The organism is Pseudomonas sp. R4-34-07 (assembly GCF_003852375.1).
In the GTDB taxonomy this organism is placed as follows: domain Bacteria; phylum Pseudomonadota; class Gammaproteobacteria; order Pseudomonadales; family Pseudomonadaceae; genus Aquipseudomonas.
Genome location: NZ_CP027760.1, coordinates 1,554,484 through 1,572,167, shown reverse-complemented (window position 1 = coordinate 1,572,167; position 17,684 = coordinate 1,554,484). Strand labels below are relative to the sequence as shown.

General features: G+C 62.0%; 21 protein-coding genes. 11 read left to right on the top strand and 10 right to left on the bottom strand.

From position 1 onward, the window contains the following. Positions 1 to 19: 19 nt before the first annotated feature. From C4J85_RS07180 to C4J85_RS07170, 3 genes are all read left to right on the top strand, one after another. A complete protein-coding gene (locus tag C4J85_RS07180) occupies positions 20 to 1,096 on the top strand; it encodes a DUF748 domain-containing protein (RefSeq protein ID WP_124366254.1) in 1,077 nt (358 codons plus the stop codon). Between the two features lie 98 nt (positions 1,097 to 1,194). Then, positions 1,195 to 2,040 carry a MoxR family ATPase gene (locus C4J85_RS07175; RefSeq protein WP_003189627.1) on the top strand — a complete coding sequence of 282 codons (846 nt, stop codon included), beginning with the start codon at positions 1,195 to 1,197 and terminating at the stop codon, positions 2,038 to 2,040. Beyond that, on the top strand, positions 2,040 to 3,218 hold the full coding sequence (locus tag C4J85_RS07170) for a VWA domain-containing protein (protein WP_032892863.1): 1,179 nt from the start codon (positions 2,040 to 2,042) through the stop codon (positions 3,216 to 3,218). The genes C4J85_RS07175 and C4J85_RS07170 overlap by 1 nt, the downstream gene beginning before the upstream one ends. Positions 3,219 to 3,344: 126 nt before the next feature. Here the strand turns inward: C4J85_RS07170 and C4J85_RS07165 are convergent, their stop codons facing one another. From C4J85_RS07165 to C4J85_RS07155, 3 genes are read right to left on the bottom strand one after another with little or no spacing between them, the layout of a single operon-like run. Beyond that, positions 3,345 to 4,253 (bottom strand): biotin-dependent carboxyltransferase family protein, encoded by a 909-nt coding sequence (locus C4J85_RS07165; RefSeq protein WP_124409306.1) that lies wholly within the window; start codon positions 4,251 to 4,253, stop codon positions 3,345 to 3,347. After that, positions 4,250 to 4,954 (bottom strand): 5-oxoprolinase subunit PxpB, encoded by a 705-nt coding sequence (gene pxpB, locus C4J85_RS07160; RefSeq protein ID WP_124409305.1) that lies wholly within the window; start codon positions 4,952 to 4,954, stop codon positions 4,250 to 4,252. Before pxpB ends, C4J85_RS07165 begins: the two co-directional genes overlap by 4 nt. Continuing rightward, the gene (locus C4J85_RS07155; RefSeq protein WP_124409304.1) at positions 4,951 to 5,691 is read right to left on the bottom strand and encodes a 5-oxoprolinase subunit PxpA; all 741 of its coding nucleotides are present in this window, start codon (positions 5,689 to 5,691) and stop codon (positions 4,951 to 4,953) included. Before C4J85_RS07155 ends, pxpB begins: the two co-directional genes overlap by 4 nt. Before the next feature lie 176 nt (positions 5,692 to 5,867). Here C4J85_RS07155 and C4J85_RS07150 point away from each other — a divergent pair, with 176 nt between their 5' ends. Continuing rightward, the gene (locus C4J85_RS07150) at positions 5,868 to 6,782 is read left to right on the top strand and encodes a LysR family transcriptional regulator (RefSeq protein WP_124409303.1); all 915 of its coding nucleotides are present in this window, start codon (positions 5,868 to 5,870) and stop codon (positions 6,780 to 6,782) included. 107 nt (positions 6,783 to 6,889) lie between these two features. Here C4J85_RS07150 and C4J85_RS07145 read toward each other — a convergent pair whose 3' ends face one another. From C4J85_RS07145 to C4J85_RS07135, 3 genes are read right to left on the bottom strand one after another with little or no spacing between them, the layout of a single operon-like run. Continuing rightward, positions 6,890 to 7,432, bottom strand: a complete 543-nt coding sequence (locus C4J85_RS07145) for a DUF2937 family protein (RefSeq protein ID WP_005786113.1) — start codon at positions 7,430 to 7,432, stop codon at positions 6,890 to 6,892. A 10-nt stretch (positions 7,433 to 7,442) separates the two neighbouring features. Next, complete coding sequence (locus C4J85_RS07140; protein WP_124361774.1) at positions 7,443 to 8,219, bottom strand: class II glutamine amidotransferase; 777 nt, start codon at positions 8,217 to 8,219, stop codon at positions 7,443 to 7,445. Positions 8,220 to 8,249: 30 nt separating this feature from the next. Next, a complete protein-coding gene (locus C4J85_RS07135; RefSeq protein WP_124366250.1) occupies positions 8,250 to 8,777 on the bottom strand; it encodes an MFS transporter in 528 nt (175 codons plus the stop codon). Positions 8,778 to 8,801: 24 nt separating this feature from the next. Between C4J85_RS07135 and C4J85_RS07130 the strand changes: the two genes are divergently transcribed. Both C4J85_RS07130 and C4J85_RS07125 read left to right on the top strand, forming a co-directional pair. After that, positions 8,802 to 10,844: a S9 family peptidase gene (locus C4J85_RS07130; RefSeq protein WP_124409302.1), complete on the top strand. Its 2,043-nt coding sequence runs from the start codon at positions 8,802 to 8,804 to the stop codon at positions 10,842 to 10,844. 68 nt (positions 10,845 to 10,912) lie between these two features. Further along, positions 10,913 to 11,386 carry a cyclic nucleotide-binding domain-containing protein gene (locus C4J85_RS07125; protein ID WP_124361771.1) on the top strand — a complete coding sequence of 158 codons (474 nt, stop codon included), beginning with the start codon at positions 10,913 to 10,915 and terminating at the stop codon, positions 11,384 to 11,386. Here C4J85_RS07125 and C4J85_RS07120 read toward each other — a convergent pair. Next, positions 11,383 to 11,661 (bottom strand): hypothetical protein, encoded by a 279-nt coding sequence (locus tag C4J85_RS07120; RefSeq protein WP_124366248.1) that lies wholly within the window; start codon positions 11,659 to 11,661, stop codon positions 11,383 to 11,385. The two genes, C4J85_RS07125 and C4J85_RS07120, sit on opposite strands and share 4 nt — an antisense overlap. 78 nt (positions 11,662 to 11,739) lie before the next feature. On the opposite strand from C4J85_RS07120, the gene C4J85_RS07115 reads away from it, so the two are divergent. From C4J85_RS07115 to C4J85_RS07100, 4 genes are all read left to right on the top strand, one after another. Continuing rightward, positions 11,740 to 12,426, top strand: coding sequence for a spermidine synthase (locus C4J85_RS07115; protein WP_124409301.1), 687 nt, complete (start codon positions 11,740 to 11,742; stop codon positions 12,424 to 12,426). Positions 12,427 to 12,485: 59 nt separating this feature from the next. Further along, a complete protein-coding gene (locus C4J85_RS07110) occupies positions 12,486 to 12,860 on the top strand; it encodes a YajD family HNH nuclease (RefSeq protein ID WP_003210675.1) in 375 nt (124 codons plus the stop codon). Between the two features lie 167 nt (positions 12,861 to 13,027). Continuing rightward, positions 13,028 to 13,495, top strand: a complete 468-nt coding sequence (locus C4J85_RS07105; protein ID WP_053136646.1) for an RNA methyltransferase — start codon at positions 13,028 to 13,030, stop codon at positions 13,493 to 13,495. A 67-nt stretch (positions 13,496 to 13,562) separates the two neighbouring features. After that, positions 13,563 to 13,913 (top strand): DUF2892 domain-containing protein, encoded by a 351-nt coding sequence (locus C4J85_RS07100; protein WP_124366245.1) that lies wholly within the window; start codon positions 13,563 to 13,565, stop codon positions 13,911 to 13,913. 144 nt (positions 13,914 to 14,057) lie between these two features. Here C4J85_RS07100 and C4J85_RS07095 read toward each other — a convergent pair whose 3' ends face one another. Continuing rightward, complete coding sequence (locus tag C4J85_RS07095) at positions 14,058 to 15,278, bottom strand: hypothetical protein (RefSeq protein ID WP_124409300.1); 1,221 nt, start codon at positions 15,276 to 15,278, stop codon at positions 14,058 to 14,060. Positions 15,279 to 15,291: 13 nt separating this feature from the next. Then, the gene (locus C4J85_RS07090) at positions 15,292 to 15,741 is read right to left on the bottom strand and encodes a YcgN family cysteine cluster protein (protein WP_049709459.1); all 450 of its coding nucleotides are present in this window, start codon (positions 15,739 to 15,741) and stop codon (positions 15,292 to 15,294) included. Positions 15,742 to 15,894: 153 nt separating this feature from the next. On the opposite strand from C4J85_RS07090, the gene C4J85_RS07085 reads away from it, so the two are divergent. Continuing rightward, positions 15,895 to 16,479 carry a nitroreductase family protein gene (locus tag C4J85_RS07085; RefSeq protein ID WP_124409299.1) on the top strand — a complete coding sequence of 195 codons (585 nt, stop codon included), beginning with the start codon at positions 15,895 to 15,897 and terminating at the stop codon, positions 16,477 to 16,479. A gap of 181 nt (positions 16,480 to 16,660) precedes the next feature. On the opposite strand, the gene C4J85_RS07080 is transcribed toward C4J85_RS07085, so the two are convergent. Beyond that, the gene (locus C4J85_RS07080; protein ID WP_124409298.1) at positions 16,661 to 17,593 is read right to left on the bottom strand and encodes a D-2-hydroxyacid dehydrogenase; all 933 of its coding nucleotides are present in this window, start codon (positions 17,591 to 17,593) and stop codon (positions 16,661 to 16,663) included. Between the last annotated feature and the right edge of the window lie 91 nt (positions 17,594 to 17,684).

The following is a 17,684-nucleotide window of genomic DNA, read 5'->3' as shown; positions in this document are numbered from 1 at the left end:
GAGCAAGGAGGACTGCCCCATGAAACGTCGTTACAGCTGGCCGCTCTGGACCCTCGCCGGGCTGGTGCTGGTACTGGTTGCCGTGCACATCGCGCTGCCTTACCTGGTGCGCAACTACCTGAATGAAAGGCTCGCCAATATGGGCGACTACCGTGGCGAAATTGCCGATGTGGACCTGGCTTTATGGCGCGGCGCCTACCGGATCAATGGTCTGCAGATCGTCAAGGTCGACGGCAAGGTACCGGTGCCGTTCATCAAGGCGCCGCTCATCGAGTTCGCAGTGAGCTGGCATTCGCTGTGGTACGACCATGCGGTGGTAGCCGAAGGGCATTTCGTACGGCCGGAGGTCAATTTCGTCGACGGTGGCGCCAACAAGCAGGCCTCCCAGACTGGTAAAGGCACCGACTGGCAGGAACAACTGCGCAAGCTGCTGCCGATCACCCTCAATGAAGTGCGCATCGAAGACGGCAAGATCTCGTTTCATAACTTCAGCTCCACGCCCAAGGTCAACCTCAATGCCACCGGGGTCAACGCCAGTTTCTACAACCTGACCAACGTGGTGGACGTCAAAGGCAAGCGCGATGCGCGCTTCGAGGGCAAGGCGCTGTTGCAAGGCCAGGCGCCTCTGGAAGCCAACGCCACCTTTGACCCACTGAGCGATTTCGAAGAGTTCGAATTTCGCTTGCGCGCCCGCGACCTGCAACTCAAGCGCATGAATGACTTTGCCTCGGCCTATGGCAAGTTCGACTTCAAGGCCGGCACCGGCGACGTGGTGATCGAAGCCCAGGCCGAAAAAGGCCAACTGAGCGGCTATATCAAGCCGCTGCTGCGCGATGTCGAGGTATTCGACTGGCAGCAGGACGTGGAAAACAAAGACAAGAACATCTTCCGCTCGATCTGGGAGGCTGTGGTTGGCGCCAGCGAGACGGTGTTGAAGAACCAGCGCAAAAACCAGTTCGCCACCCGCGTGGAGCTGAGCGGCAGCGTGCATCAACAAAACGTCAGTGCGTTTTCCGCGGTGATCGCGATTCTGCGCAACGGGTTCATCCAGGCGTTCAACGCGCGCTATGAACAACCCAAGCCAACGGCGGAGTGAGCCTGACCGGCCATTCAGAGACTGAATAGCCCGTCTGCGTTCACAGTCGCCGGGGCTGCGCGGTATAGTCGGGCATTGATGAATTCGAGGAATGACCGATGAAGTTCGAAGGCACCCAGGCCTATGTGGCTACCGATGACCTGAAACTGGCCGTCAACGCCGCCATCACCCTGGAGCGTCCGCTGCTGGTCAAGGGCGAACCGGGCACCGGCAAGACCATGCTCGCCGAGCAATTGGCCGAGTCCTTTGGTGCCAGATTGATCACCTGGCACATCAAGTCCACCACCAAGGCCCACCAGGGCCTCTACGAGTACGACGCGGTCAGCCGCCTGCGCGACTCGCAACTGGGTGTGGACAAGGTGCACGACGTGCGCAACTACCTGAAAAAGGGCAAGCTCTGGGAAGCCTTCGAATCCGAGGAGCGGGTGATCCTGCTGATCGACGAAATCGACAAGGCCGACATCGAGTTCCCCAACGACCTGTTGCAGGAACTCGACAAGATGGAGTTCTACGTCTACGAAATCGACGAGACCATCAAGGCCAAGAAACGCCCGATCATCATCATTACCTCCAACAACGAAAAAGAGCTGCCGGACGCGTTCCTGCGCCGCTGCTTCTTCCATTACATCGCCTTCCCCGACCGCACCACCCTGCAAAAAATCGTCGACGTGCACTACCCGGACATCAAGAAAGACCTGGTCAGCGAAGCGCTGGACGTGTTCTTCGACGTACGCAAGGTGCCCGGCTTGAAGAAAAAACCCTCCACCTCCGAACTGGTGGACTGGCTCAAGCTGCTGATGGCCGACAATATCGGCGAAGCCGTGCTGCGCGAGCGCGACCCGACCAAGGCCATCCCGCCGCTGGCAGGCGCCTTGGTGAAGAACGAGCAGGACGTACAACTGCTGGAGCGTCTGGCGTTCATGAGCCGTCGCGGTAATCGCTGATGTTGCTCAACCTGTTCAATGAAATGCGGGCCGCCAAGGTGCCGGTGTCGGTGCGTGAACTGCTCGACCTGATCAACGCGCTGAAACAACGCGTGACCTTCGCCGACATGGACGAGTTCTACTACCTGGCGCGGGCGATCCTGGTCAAGGATGAACGGCATTTCGACAAGTTCGACCGGGCTTTTGGCGCCTACTTCAATGGCCTCGAAAAGCTCGACGATCACCTGCAGGCGCTGATCCCCGAAGAGTGGCTGCGCAAAGAGTTCGAGCGCTCGCTGAGCGATGAAGAACGCGCGCAGATCCAGTCACTAGGCGGCCTCGATAAGCTGATCGAGGAATTCAAGAAACGCCTGGAAGAACAGAAAGAACGCCACGCCGGCGGCAACAAATGGATCGGCACCGGCGGCACCAGCCCCTTCGGTTCCGGCGGCTACAACCCGGAAGGCATTCGTGTGGGCGATGCGGGCAAGCGCCAGGGCAAGGCGGTGAAGGTGTGGGACCAGCGCGAGTACAAGAACCTCGACGATCAGGTGGAACTGGGCACGCGCAACATCAAGATCGCCCTGCGCCGCCTGCGCAAATTCGCCCGCCAGGGTGCGGCGGAAGAGCTGGACATCGATGGCACCATCGACCACACCGCGCGCGACGCCGGGCTGTTGAATATCCAGATGCGCCCCGAACGACGCAACACTATCAAGCTGTTGCTGCTGTTCGATATCGGCGGCTCGATGGACGCCCATGTGAAGATCTGCGAAGAGCTGTTCTCTGCCTGCAAGACCGAGTTCAAGCACTTGGAGTACTTCTACTTTCATAACTTCGTGTACGAGTCTGTGTGGAAGAACAACCAGCGCCGCACCTCGGAGCGCACCTCCACTCAGGACCTTCTGCACAAGTACGGCGCGGACTACAAAGTGATCTTTATCGGCGATGCGTCCATGGCGCCCTATGAAATCACCCAGGCCGGCGGCAGCGTCGAACACTGGAACGAGGAGCCTGGGTATGTATGGATGCAGCGGTTCATGGCCAAGTACAAGAAGCTGATCTGGATAAACCCGTATCCCAAGGATACCTGGGGGTATACGGCGTCGACGGGGATCGTGCGCGAGTTGGTGGAGGACCAGATGTACCCGCTGACGTTGCGCGGGTTGGAAGAAGGTATGCGTTTTCTCTCCAAGTAACCCAAATCCAATACACATCCAATGTGGGAGGGGGCTTGCCCCCGATAGCAGTATGTCAGTCAATACATCAGTGACTGGACCACCGCTATCGGGAGCAAGCCCCCTCCCACATTTTGGACTGCAGTGTTACTGGAATCGGCGCAAATAGTCGATGTGCTGCCGATGCGCGGTTTCCTGCACCACCGGTGTCAATCGCACCTTCTCCCCCGGCAGGCACTGCGCCAGGCGCGCCAGGGATAAAGGCGTCAGCGCACCCAACCGTGGATAACCACCAATGGTCTGCCGATCATTGAGCAGCACAATCGGCTGCCCATCCGGCGGCACCTGGATCGCGCCCAACGGAATCCCTTCGGAAATCAACGACAGCCCCTGATAGTGCAGCGGCGTGCCGAGCAAGCGCATGCCCATGCGGTCGGCGCGGCTGTCCAGCGCCCATTCGGTGTTGAAAGCGTCGAATAAACTCTGCCCGCTGAACTGGCCTATTTGGGCGCCGACGATTACGTCCAGTGAGGCACCGGATTGCAAATCCGGGTTGGCCAGCACCCTCATCGTCCCGCCCGTGCCAAAATAAGCCAAGCGCCCGCCTTCGGCCAATGCCTTGCCCAAACCGTCGACGCCGCCCAACTCCTCACGCACCACCGTTGCACAGCTGCCCAGCACCTGCGGTGCATCGAACCCGCCCGGCGCCGCCAGGTAAGCCCGCGCGCCCTTGAACGGCTGGATAAAGCGCAAGCGCTGGCCTTTTTGCAGGATAAAACTGCGCCCTGGGCTGATGGCGCGCTCGTCGATAAAGGCGCCAAGGTCGGCACCGGCCAGGGCCAGCAGGCAGTAGTCCTCGGCCTGCACGGTAAAGCCGCCCAGGGTGATTTCCACCACGGGCGCATCCAGCGCATTGCCCAGCAGCCAATTGGCCCACGACATCGACACCCAATCCAGCGCGCCGCCCTGGGTCACGCCCAGGTGGCGCACGCCGAAACGTCCGGCATCCTGCAACAGGCACAGCGGCGTGCTGGCTTCGATCAACAAGCGGCTCATGCCTGTGCCTCCAAGGGCGTGTCGTCGCCGCCCAGGTTGACGAACTCCGCGTGGCTGACCGCCTCGAAGCGCACCGTGTCGCCCGGCTGCATCAGGCTGTAGCCGTCGCGCTCGCGGTCGAACAGTTTGGCCGGGGTGCGCCCGATCAGGTTCCAGCCACCAGGGGACACCACCGGATAGGCGGCGGTTTGCCGCTCGGCGATACCCACACTGCCGGCCGTCACGCGTTTGCGCGGGGTGCTGAGGCGCGGTGTGGCGAGGACTTCATCCACCAGCCCCATAAAGGCAAAACCGGGGGCGAAACCGAGGGCGAACACTTGATAAAGGTGAGTGCTGTGGCGACGGATCACTTCAGCCACCGCAAGCCCACTGCGCTGTGCCAGCAAGGCCAGTTCCGGGCCGACGCTCAGGTCGTACCACACCGGCAGCACATGGCAGCGGCCGCCGCCCTGGGCCTGGGGCTGCAAGTCGGTCAGCGCCTGGTCGATCAACGCCCGCGCCTCGGCCGGGGCCAGCGTGGCGAGGTCGTAATGCACCATCAAAGTGGTGTAGGACGGCACCAGGTCGACCAAGGCACCGCCGAACCCGCTGCGCAACCGCTGGGTGGCGGCGAGCATCCACGGCATGTTGGTTTCGGCAATCTCATCGAACAGCCGCACCATCAGGCAGTCGATGGCCACCACTTCAATCCGTGGCTTCATGCTGGTTTCAACGCCTGGCGGATACGCTGCACCGCAGCCACCGAGCTGGCGTTATCACCGTGGACGCACAACGTGTGGGCCTGCAAGACCAAGGCGCTGCCGTCGCTGGCGCTCAGGGCCTCACCTCGGGAAATAGTCACCGCCTGATTGACGATGGTCTCGGTGTCGTGGTGCACCGCACCCGGCAGTTGGCGGGAAACCAGATGGCCCTGGCTGTCATAGGCGCGGTCGGCAAAGGCTTCGAACCACAGGGTCACGCCGTATTCATCGCCCACGGCCTGGGCCGCGCTGTTGTCGCGCGTGGCCAGCAACATCAGCGGCAGGTCGCCGTAAGCGGCCACGGCCTGGATCACCGCGCGCAGCTGGGCGGGATTGGCCATCATGTCGTTGTACATCGCGCCATGGGGTTTCACGTAACTGACGCGCGCCCCTTGTGCCCGGCAGATGCCATCCAGCGCACCGATCTGGTAATGCAGCAGGTCCTGGATTTCCTGGGGCGTGTAGTTCATGGAGCGCCGGCCGAAGCCTTGCAGGTCCTGATAGGCCGGGTGTGCGCCCACTTGCACGGCGTGCTTGAACGCCAGGCTGACGGTCTTGCGCATGATGCTCGGGTCGCCGGCATGGAAGCCGCAGGCCACGTTGGCGCAGTCGATGAACGGCATGACTTCAGCGTCCAGACCCATCGTCCAGTTGCCAAAGCTTTCGCCGATGTCGCAATTCAATAGCAGGCGGCTCACGGGGTCGCTCCTGTAGGCTTTGTTTTTTTGTAGTGTGGGATCTTTTACCAACATCTCGCAACGATGTTGTCCTGAACCCCAACGACGCTTATCGTGGAACGACTCGATTTTTGGCGCTGGCCGGTGCGGCGTCCAACTAATAAAAACCGATCCAAGCATAAGAAAAAGTTGATCCCATGAATTTGAAGTTCCTCGAAACCTTCGTCTGGGTGGCCAAGCTCAAGAGTTTCCGCCTGACCGCCGAAAAGCTGTTCACCACCCAAGCGTCGATTTCCAGCCGCATTGCCGTGCTCGAAAGCGAGTTGGGGGTGAAGCTGTTCCTGCGCGATTCGCGTGGCGTGAGCCTGACCCCGGAAGGTTTGAAGGTGCTCGATTATGCCGAGCAGATGATGGTGACCATGCAGGGCTTGAAACAGTCCCTGGAAACCACCAGCAGCAAGGTCGGACGGATTCGGATCGGCGCGATGGACACCGTGATCCACACCTGGCTCAGCCCGTTGGTCGCTGAGTTGATGAGCCTGTTCCCGCGGGTAGAAATCGAATTGGTCGCCGATACCGCTTTGAACTTAAGCGATCAGCTGCAAAAAGGCTTCCTCGATCTGATCCTGCAAACCGACCTGCTGCGCCTGGAAAGCGTGCGCAGCCTGGAACTGGGCAGCCACCCTATGGCGTGGATCGTCGCCAGCCAGTCGATCTATAACCGCGACTACGCTTCCCTCGCCGAATTGGCCCAGGAACGTATCATCACCTACTCGAAAAACTCCTGCCCCCATCAGGATGTATTGAGCTTGATGCAGGCCAATGGCGTGGCCGCGCCACGGATGAATTGCGTCAACTCGGTATCGGCCATCACCCGTTTACTGCGCGATGGCTTTGGCATTGGCGCACTGCCGCCGGTGCTGGTCAGCGAAGAACTGGCACGGGGGGAATTGGTGATGCTGCCGATGGCGCAGAAGTTGCCAAACCTGCAGGTGGTGGTGTCGTGGCGGGTCGGGGTGGAATTGGTGGAGGAGATTGTGGGGTTGTGCCAGAAGGTCGTTGCTCGCTACGCCGAAGAGGTCGGCGAAGAGCGGATGGTGCTGAGCAACTGACTAAACTGGATACACATGTGGGAGGGGGCTTGCTCCCGATTGCGGTGGGTCAGCCAAACATAGGCTGACTGACACATCGCTATCGGGAGCAAGCCCCCTCCCACATTTTAGAGGCCTTTGAGATCCCGCTCTTCGATCGGCCGGCTCTGGCGCAGGCGCCGACCGCCCAGCACCACCCAATCGATCAGTCGGTACAGGCATTCGATACCGAACGACAACAGCATCGCCCCGCCCAGGCCCCAGCCCATGGCTTCGGGCGTGAGCAATATCTGGTAGCTGTAGCCATTCCAGGTTTCCAGGCGAATATCCGGATCGGCGGCCACCGCCACTTGCAGGGCGCGGATGTACCAGGGGCCTTGCATGGCCTGGAATTGCTTGTCCAACTCGAGCTGCCGGTCGAGCATCGCGCCCAGGCTGCTCGCGTCGCTCTGGAACACCGGATCGTCACTGGCACGGTAATGCGCCACCAAAGCTTGCATGTCACCGTTGAAGAACTGCTGCGCAGTGGACTCGAACCCGCGCAAGCCTGTCTGGGCCTCGATCAGGTGGGCTTCGACGCGCTTGGCGTAATCGTTGATGAAGCCCGGCACTTGCACACCGACCAACAAGCCAATGGCAAACAGCACCAACCGCAGATAACTGAGCAACATGGTCGATTCCTTATTCGGTAACGCCTTGGCTGACGCATTCACCGCGTCGCCACAGGCTCCATTGGCCCGGTTCGTAGCGGGTCCAGTTTTCGTTGTCGGTCAGCGGCTCGGTGGCGATCACCGTTACCACGTCATTGGGGGTGGTTTCGGCCTGGAAATCGACAATCACGTCGACATCTTTCAAGCGGGCCGGGCCAAACGGGGCGCGCCGGGTGATCTGCGCCAGCTTGGTCGAACAGTAGCAAAACAGCCAGTCGCCATCACTGAGCAGGCAGTTGAACACGCCTTTGCTGCGGTATTCGGCACAGGCGGCGATCAGGTCCGGCAGCATGTGCTCGATGTCCACCGGCTCCGGGAAGGCTTCGCGCACGCGGTTGAGCAGGTCGCAGAATGCCGCTTCGCTGTCGGTGTCGCCGACCGGTCGGTAAAAGGTGGCGCGGGGGGTGAAGTCGGCCAGTTGGCCATTGTGCGCAAAACACCAGTTGCGGCCCCACAGTTCGCGCACGAACGGGTGGGTATTGGCCAGGCTCACCTTGCCCACATTGGCCTGGCGGATATGGCCGATCACCACTTCGCTCTTGATGGGATAACGCTGCACCAGCAACGCGACTTCCGACTCGCTGCTCGCGGCCGGATCCTGGAACAGGCGCAGGCCACGGCCTTCGTAGAAGGCGATGCCCCAACCGTCGCGGTGCGGGCCGGTACGCCCGCCCCGCTGCATCAGGCCGGTGAAGCTGAACACGATATCGGTGGGGACGTTGGCACTCATGCCCAATAATTCACACATGCCAGGGCTCTCGCTGCAGGGCGGACAACGTTAAAGGCGCGGTTCGACCCGCATGCCACCGACGGGCGCCGGGCGATGGAACGGTTCGTCTTCTTCCGGCTCGGCGGCCAACGCGGCATCCGTGGCGGCCTTGCGCTCGCGGCGGGCGTTGGCGGCGCGCTCGAGGGGCCAGCGGATCAACACGAACACGATGTACAGCCCGAACACGATCATGGTGTACATGAACAGGTCGGAGATGGCGCGCCAGGCGTTATTGCCAACCTTGAGCACCAGGTCCAGGGCGGTGATCGCCACGGCCGGCGCGAACTGGGTCTTGATCGGGTCGACGATGGTGGGGCTGAGCAACAGCACCGCCATCAGTAACTGCAACGGCTCACGCAGCCAGCGCCACATCCAGCGGGTCATGCGCCACCACACTAACAGGCAGCCCAAAGCGGCGAAGGCGTAAAGGCCCCAAGCGGTCAGATAGTCGTTCTCGGTCATGGTGTCCATGGCAAGGCTGGCAAAGAGGCGGCTATGATAACGGCTTTTGCGTGTCGCGGCTGCAATGCCGGCCACCGTCCGCCCGATAGAGAATCATCCATGCCTATTTCGACCGCACCGATTGCCCGCAAGGCCCCAGGCCCAGACCCGTACGCCTGGCTGCAGGAGCGTGACAGCCGCGACGTCCTCGATTACCTCAAGGCCGAAAACGCCTGGCAAGAGGCGCAGCTCGCCGACCAGCAGGCGTTGCGCGAGAGCCTGTTCGAAGAGATCAAGGGCCGTATCCTGGAAACCGACTTGTCCCTGCCCTCCCCCTGGGGCCCGTATCTGTACTACACCCGCACCACCGCCGGTGACGAATACGCGCGCCACTACCGCTGCCGCCGCCCGGCCGATGACAGCAACCAGGTGGATGAGCACAGCGAAGAACTGCTGCTGGACCCGAACGAGCTGGCCAATGGCGGGTTTTTCTCCCTCGGCGCGTTCAGCATCAGCCCCGACCATCAGCGCCTGGCCTACAGCCTCGACACCAGTGGTGAAGAGATCTACACCCTGTTCGTGAAGGAATTGGCTACCGACAAGGTCAGCGAACTGGCGTTCGACAACTGCGACGGCAGCATGACCTGGGCCAACGACAGCCTCACGCTGTTCTTTGGCGAACTGGACGACACCCATCGCCCGCACAAACTCTACCGCTACCGCCTGGACGGCACGGCGGCGCAGGAAGTGTTCCACGAACCCGACGGACGTTTCTTCCTGCATTGCTACCGTTCCAGCTCCGAGCGCCAGTTGCTGCTGGCCCTGGGCAGCAAGACCACCAGCGAAATCTGGGCACTGGACGCCGACCAGCCGCACCAGGGTTTCACCTGCCTGGCGCCACGGGTAGAAGACCATGAATACGATGTCGACCACGGCCAGTTGAACGGCCAGTGGACCTGGTTTATCCGCAGCAACCGCGACGGCATCAATTACGCGCTGTTCGTTGCCGCCGACACCGGCACGGTGCCCACCGAAGCCGACTGGCAGAACCTGATCCCCCACAGCGACGAGGTGATGCTGGACGGCATCAGCCTGAATGCCAGCGCCATGACCTTGAGCCTGCGCATCGGTGGCCTGCCGGTGATCGAAGTGCACCCCGAGGGCGTGCCGGCCTATCGCGTGGAATTGCCTGACGCGGCTTACAGCCTCTACGTACAGGACAGCCTGGAATTTATCAGCGACAAGGTCCGCCTGCGCTATGAAGCCCTGAACCGCCCGGCCCAGGTGCGCCAGTTGGAACTGGCCAGCGGCGCTCAACAGGTGCTCAAGCAAACCCCGGTACTCGGCGCATTCAATGCCGACGACTACGTCAGCCAGCGCCTGTGGGCCACGTCCGCCGACGGCACCCAGGTGCCGATCAGCCTGGTGGTCAAGCGTGACCAGCTCGGCAAGCCGACGCCGTTGTACCTGTATGGCTACGGCGCGTACGGCCAAAGCCTCGACCCGTGGTTCTCCCACGCACGCCTGAGCCTGCTCGACCGTGGCGTGGCGTTTGCCATCGCGCATGTGCGCGGCGGCGGCGAACTGGGTGAAGCCTGGTATCGCAACGGCAAGCAGGAACACAAGCAGAACACGTTCAGCGATTTCATCGCCTGCGCCGAACACCTCATCGCCCAGGGCCTGACTACCGCCAGGCAGCTGGCGATCAGCGGCGGCAGCGCCGGCGGCCTGTTGATCGGGGCCGTGCTCAACCAGCGCCCGGAGCTGTTCCAGGCGGCGATCGCCGAAGTACCGTTTGTCGATGTGCTCAACACCATGCTCGACCCGGACCTGCCGCTGACCGTCACGGAGTACGACGAATGGGGCAACCCGCAGGAGCCCGAGGTGTATGCGCGCATCAAGGCGTATGCGCCTTACGAAAACGTGCGGGCCCAGGCCTACCCGCACCTGCTGGTGATCGCCGGTTACAACGACAGCCGCGTGCAGTACTGGGAAGCGGCCAAGTGGGTGGCCAAATTGCGCGACACCAAGACCGACGACAACCTGCTGCTGCTCAAGACCGAGCTGGGTGCCGGTCACGGTGGCATGAGTGGCCGTTACCAGGGATTACGTGACGTAGCGCTCGAATACGCCTTTGTCTTCAAGGCGCTGGAACTGATTTAGGAACTTAGCCAGGCGGTCCTGTCTGAACACAGGACCGCCTACCGAATTGATGGACCAAGATCGCAGTTATGTCAGAACCCACCCTGCTCAACCAAGAAATCCGCGACATGCTGATGGACTGCGGCCTGTTCGACCCGCTGCTACCGGAAGATTTTCATATCGCCGCGGGCTACTTCAATATCAGCAGCATTGCCCAGGATGAGGTGATTTTCCTCGAGGGCGATGCCGGCACCTTCATGTGCATCCTCCACAGCGGCCAGGTGGCGGTGCAGAAAACCAACCACGCGGGCCAACGCCTGACCATTGCCACCCTGCGCAGCGGCCGGGCCTTTGGCGAAATGGCGGTACTCGACGGCGAACGGCGCTCGGCCAGCTGCATGGCGGCCACCGACTGTGTGCTGCTGAACCTGGGCAAGGACGCCCTGGAGAAAATGCTCAACGAAGCGCCCAGGGTAGCGGCAAAGATCATCCGCGCGATTGCCATCGCCCTGTCCAAGCGTTTGCGCATGGCTGACGGGCAATTACTGGCGCAACAGTTTTAACCGCCAGGCGTCTTCGGCTTGCTGTCGTTCTGCTGCAGGCCCGGCACGGTCTGGTCCTTGGGCGGCGCCGGCAGCACGATGGGTGCCAGGGGCGGCGAGCCGTTGGTCTTGGGCACGACGGGCGGCGTGACCTGCGGGTACAACGTAGGCGTTGGCGTGCCCGGCGCGCCGGGGGTGGGTGCGGGGGCGACCGGTACGGTTTGCGACTCCTGCGCCTGCGCCGCACCCAATGCGAGCGCGCCAAGCACAATGACCGTTAGAATACTGCACTTCATCGATGGCTCCATGGCCTGACCGGAATGTCGTAAGGCTACTCCCAACCGCGCAAGAATGCCCTTCCCAATGAGATTTCCATGAAACGTTTCGTTCTGCTGGACACCACTCCGATCCCCGACAACGGCGGTGCCTTGTGCCTGTTCGAATACGGCGAGGATTTCGTGATCAAGATTCAGGGCGGTGACGGTGGCCAGTTGATGAACACGCGCATGCACGGCTCCGAAGACGCCCTGGCGGAGATCCCCTGCCGCAAGGTCGCGGGGCGCCCGGGCTCACGGGTGCTGATCGGCGGCCTGGGCATGGGATTCACCCTGGCCTCGGCGCTCAAGCACCTGGGCAAGAGCTCCGAAGTGGTGGTGGCGGAATTGGTCCCGGGCGTGGTGGAGTGGAACCGTGGGCCGCTGGGCGAAAAGTCCGGCCGCCCCTTGCTCGACCCACGCACGGTGATCCGCCTGGAAGACGTGGCCAAGGTGCTGCAGGCCGAGCCCCAGGGCTTTGATGCGATCATGCTCGACGTCGATAACGGCCCTGAAGGCCTGACGCAGAAGGCCAACAGCTGGCTGTATTCCGCCGGTGGCTTGGCCGCCTGCGCCAAAGCGCTGCGCCCCAAGGGCGTGCTGGCGGTGTGGTCAGCCAGCGCCGACAAACTGTTCAGCGACAAACTGCGCAAGGCCGGTTTCAAGGCCGAGGAAGTGCAGGTGTTTGCCCACGGCAACAAGGGCACGCGGCATACCATCTGGATTGCGGAAAAGCTCAAGGGCTAATTGCGCTGTGATTAGCTAGAATCAACCTGTCCGTGACCACCCAATAGCCAGGAGCCATGATGAGCTCGACCAATCCGCCCTCCCACACCGCCAAGCTGGACCGCATCCTCGCCGATGCCCAGCGCGACCGGGAAATGGGCTACCGCGACAAAGCCCTGAAAATGTACCCCCACGTGTGCGGCCGCTGCGCCCGTGAATTCGCCGGCAAGCGCCTGAGCGAACTGACCGTGCACCACCGCAACCACAATCATGACGACAACCCCCAGGACGGCTCCAACTGGGAACTGCTCTGCCTGTACTGCCATGACAACGAGCACTCGCGCTATACCGACCAGCAGTACTTCGGCGAAGGTTCCACCAGCAGCCCGACGATTGCCAAGGCCACGCACAACCCGTTTGCGGCGTTGGCGGGGTTGATGAAGAAGGACGACTGAGGATTTTGTCGCCTGTTCCGGCCTCATCGGGAGCAAGCCCCCTCCCACATTTGACTGTATTCACAAATCAAAATGTGGGAGGGGGCTTGCTCCCGATAGCGATCGCCCCAGCACCACGATGCCCCAAAGCCGTATAATCGCGTTTTTTCTCCAAGGCACCCTTCCCCGTGGGCAATAAACGCTACAGCTGCATCGGTCTGTACAACCCCAAATCCCCTGAAAACGTCGGCTCGGTGATGCGCGCCGCCGGCTGCTACGGTGTGGCTTCGGTGTTCTATACCGGCGTGCGTTACGAGCGCGCGCGGGACTTCATCACCGACACCAAGAAGGTTCACCACGACATTCCGCTGATCGGCATCGATGACCTGAAGAAGATCCTGCCCCTGGGCTGCATCCCCGTCGCCGTGGAACTGGTGGAAGGCGCCCGCCCGCTGCCCGAATACACCCACCCCGACCGCGCGCTGTATATCTTCGGCCCGGAAGATGGCTCGCTGGATAAAGACATTCGCGACTGGTGCGAAGACGTCGTCTATATTCCGACCACTGGCTGCATGAACCTTGCCGCCACCGTCAACGTGGTGCTCTACGACCGCCTGGCCAAGGGCAACAACACCCGCTCGGGCCCCAAGTACTGAAATATCGGGAACATCCGGCCCTCGAGAACAGTCAGCTACTTACACTTGCCTTTGTAGGAGACAGACCATGAGCGACAGCAAAACCCTGCGACCTTTCATCGAACATCAGCAGCCTGAAGCCCCGCGTACACAGAACGTGCACGGCTGGGAGCGCATCGGCTCGGTGGCCGGTGGCGTGATGATGGTAGGCAAAGGCCTGCGCCGTGGCGGGCTCTTCGGGCTGATCCAGGTGGCGATTGGTGGCGTGGCGCTGGCTCGGGGTTTCACCGGGCACAGTTCGCTCAAGGACAAGCTGGAGCAAGGCCGCCAGGAAATGAACAGCGTACGCACGAAGATCGAGCGCGCTGGCGCGGAGCTGCAGAACTTGAAGACCAAGGCTGAAGTGGCGGCTGAGAAAGCCACGAAAACCGTGGGGTGACCCAGGTCTTCGGCCTATAGAGATTCAAATGTGGGAGGGGGCTTGCTCCCGATAGCAGGGTGTCAGTCACCGCATACAGTGACTGAACCACAGCAATCGGGAGCAAGCCCCCTCCCACATTTTGCTTTGTGCATGGCTTGAAGATCAGCGCAGCAGCTTGCTGTCGAGCACGGCGGATGAACCATCGATGATGCGCTCAGCCAGTTGCACAAACTCTTTTGTGGTAACGCTACCGGCCCGCATCACCGCCTGCGCCAGGTCATCCAGCGAGCGCTTGTTATGGGTTTTCACGCGAATCTCTCGGTCCAGCTCCTGCAACACCACCACGGCCCGTGACACCGTCGCGCCGCTGACGTGCTCGCCACGCAGGCGCGTCACGTCCTTGCCCTCCTTCGCCAAGCGCGCCTGTATCGCTTGATACCGCTCATCGGTGATGCCCCCGGCGCGGCGTACCAGTTCAATGGCATAGTAGCCGGCCAGGCCTTCGCTGATCCAGTCGCTGCTGTCGTGGTCATTGAAGCGGGCGATGGCCTGCACCACTTCGCGGATCAACGGGCTGCTGCCGTCCTCGCTGACCAGCGGGGTGCGGCTATTGAGGTAGACCGAATCATGCGCCGAAACTGCGCCACGGCGCATCGGATCGCTGGCGCCCACCACCAGCAATTTGGCCGGATGGCGCGGGAACGCGGCTTCCACCTGCGGCCACACGAAGGTCAGCAGCGTCAGCACATCCATACGCCGCATGCCCTGGCCCTTGGGCGAGGTCACGGTGACCTCGGTTTCCCCCAGGCGCATGCGGCGGCTGCCCAGGTTACCGGCGAGCATCCAGCCGGTGGGGCGGTCGAACAGGCGGGATACGTTGTCGATGCGGAACCGGTTCTTGCCGATACGCGGCCAGGCGGTCTCGACACTTTTCCAACCCGGCGGCAGTTCGAACATCAGCCGCGCGACCAACTCCACACCATCCTGCTGGTCCAGCCGTGCGGCGGGCACCAGGTCATCGCCACGAAACAGCGCCCAGCCTGGCGTCATCCGCGTTTCATAGCTGCCCGGCTTGCGCGCGTGGGTGAGGCGTACACGGTAGGTCAGGCTGGCCTTGTCGGCGCCGGGTTGCCAATGACCGCGATGACCAGTGACTTTCCATTGCCCATCGGCCTTGAAGTCGCTGTAGTCACCGTCCTGGCCCAGGTCAAAATCCAGGCTGCGCACGGCGGAACCCTGGGACAGGCTCACGCGCACTTCGGCCTGATCGCTCTGGGGCAGGAGTTTGACGTGGTAATCCAGGTCGACTTTCTTCGCGCACCACGCCGGCATGCTCAGCGCCAGCAACACGGCAGCGGTCGCCAGCTTGAATCCCACCCTCATACACACTCCTTGTTCAACCTGCCCGGAAGATCAGGTAATCCTCCCAGTCGTCCTCTGGCACGCTGCCTTCGCTGAGCATGCGCCCGGACTGGGAAATGCGTTCCTGGTGCACGGCGTCGCGGTCGCCACAGACCAGGTGGTGCCACAGTGGCAAATCCTTGCGCTCGCTGACCAGCCGATAGCCGCAGGTGGGCGGCAGCCACTTGAACTGGTCGGCCTGGCCGGGTGTGAGCTGGATGCAGTCGGGCACCGACGCGCGACGGTTGGGATAGTCGGTGCACTGGCAGGTTTTCAGGTCGAGCAGTTTGCAGGCGATGCGCGTGTAATAGACGCTGTTGTCGTCTTCATCCTCAAGCTTTTGCAGGCAGCACAGGCCACAGCCGTCGCACAACGACTCCCATTCCTCCTGGTCGAGGTGTTCGAGGGTTTTGCGTATCCAGAAAGGTTCGACTTTGGCGGCCATGGCTCTGCATCAGTATCGGTAGGTGAAAAGGCCGCCAGTCTAGTGCCCAAGCCCCCTGGGGCCAAGCGCTGTCGACTGGCGGTGTAACAACACTTGTCAGTCTAGTAGCGGCGCAGTAGTTTTGAGCGCCGAATCGACGATCAGGAACTGCTCATGACCCGTGTTGCCGACTACCCGATCCACCCCCAGTTTATCGACCGCTGGTCGCCGCGCGCCTTTACCGGCGAGAGCATTCCCCAGGAAACCCTGCTGAGCTTCTTCGAGGCGGCGCGTTGGGCCCCTTCGGCGTACAACTCGCAGCCATGGCGTTTTCTTTATGCCCGTCGTGACACGCCGGATTGGCCGCGCTTCCTGGGCCTGCTCAATGAATTCAACCAGGGCTGGGCGCAGCATGCGTCGGCGCTGGTGATCATCGCCTCGAAAACCGACTTCATCGCCCCCGGCGCCAAGGAAGAAACCCCGGCCTTGTGGCACACCTTCGACACCGGCGCCGCCTGGGCTCACCTGGCCCTGCAAGCCAGCCTGAGCGGCTGGCACACCCACGGCATGGCCGGCTTCGATCAGGAGCTGACCCGCAAGGTGCTGAAGATTCCAGAAGGGTATGCACTGCATGCCGCCGTGGCCATCGGCAAGCTGGGGGATAAGTCGAGCCTGCCGGAGTATTTGCAAGGCCGCGAAGCGCCGAGCCCGCGCAAGCCGCTGAGCGAGCTGGTCTCGGAAGGCGACTTCAGTCTCTGAAGCGTGCACTAATGCGAGCCAGTTAGGGCTTTTTGTAGGAGCGAGCTTGCTCGCGAAGAACCCAAAGCGCCCGCGTTTATCCAGAATGAACGCGTTGCCTGAACGTTTTTCGCGAGCAAGCTCGCTCCTACAGGAGCATCATCAGGGCAAGCCCCCTCCCACATTTTTTTACCGCGTTGTGTCAGTAGCCGCGCTCAAAATCCACTTCCCCGCGCAGTGCCTGTTTGGCCTGGTACGCACGCACGTTATGCACGAACAGCTCCACCATCATCGACGGCGAGGTCGGCGCCGAGCTGTGCCCGGTCAACAATAAGCCCCACGCCGTCCAGAACGGATGGCGCTGCGGCAGCGGTTCCTGGCGGCACACGTCGATCACCGCACCGGCCAGGTGCCCTTCTTTCAGGGCTTCGACCAGATCGGCATCGACCACCGCCACGCCGCGCCCGACGTTGATAAACAGCCCGGTCGGCTTGAATTGCTTGAACAGGGCCGCGTCGTACAGGTCATGGGTTTCGGGGGTGTTGGGCAGCAGGTTGATCACATAATCCACCTCGCCCACCAGCCGGCCCAATTGATCGAGCCCGGCGACTTCAATAAATGGCGCCTGCTCGCGGGCCTGGCTGGCGATGCCATACAGCTTGACGCCGAACGGCAGCAGGAACTGCGCCACGCTCTGGCCAATATCGCCGGTTCCGACGACCAGCACCTTGCGCCCCGCCAGGCTCTGGCCCAAGCGGTTGTCCCACTTGCGCTCGACCTGGCTGACCAGCCGCGCCAGCACTTCACGTTCGTGGCCGAGCATGTAAGTGAGGACGAATTCGGCCATGACCTGGCCAAAGATACCGACCGCACGGGTCAGGCGATAATCACGCGGCAGGCCTTCAGCCAGCAGCGGCGTGATACCGGCCCAGGTCGATTGCAGCCATTGCGGGTGGTGGCCCTGGCGCAACAGCGTTGCCAGCAGGTCCGGCTGGCCCAGCCATACCGGGCAATCGGCGGCCAGGCGCGAGAGTTCGGCCGAGTCGCCGCTGGTCAGCACCTCGAGGTCGGGCGCGGCTTCGCGAAGCAATTGGGCGTAGAGCGGGTGATCCTGTTCAGCAATCAGAACACGCATGGTTCAAACCTTTCAAAAACAGTACAGACGGCCGCCCGCATCCTTACGGCCACCGCCAACTCAATACGATTGCGTTGAAGAATGTGCCCGG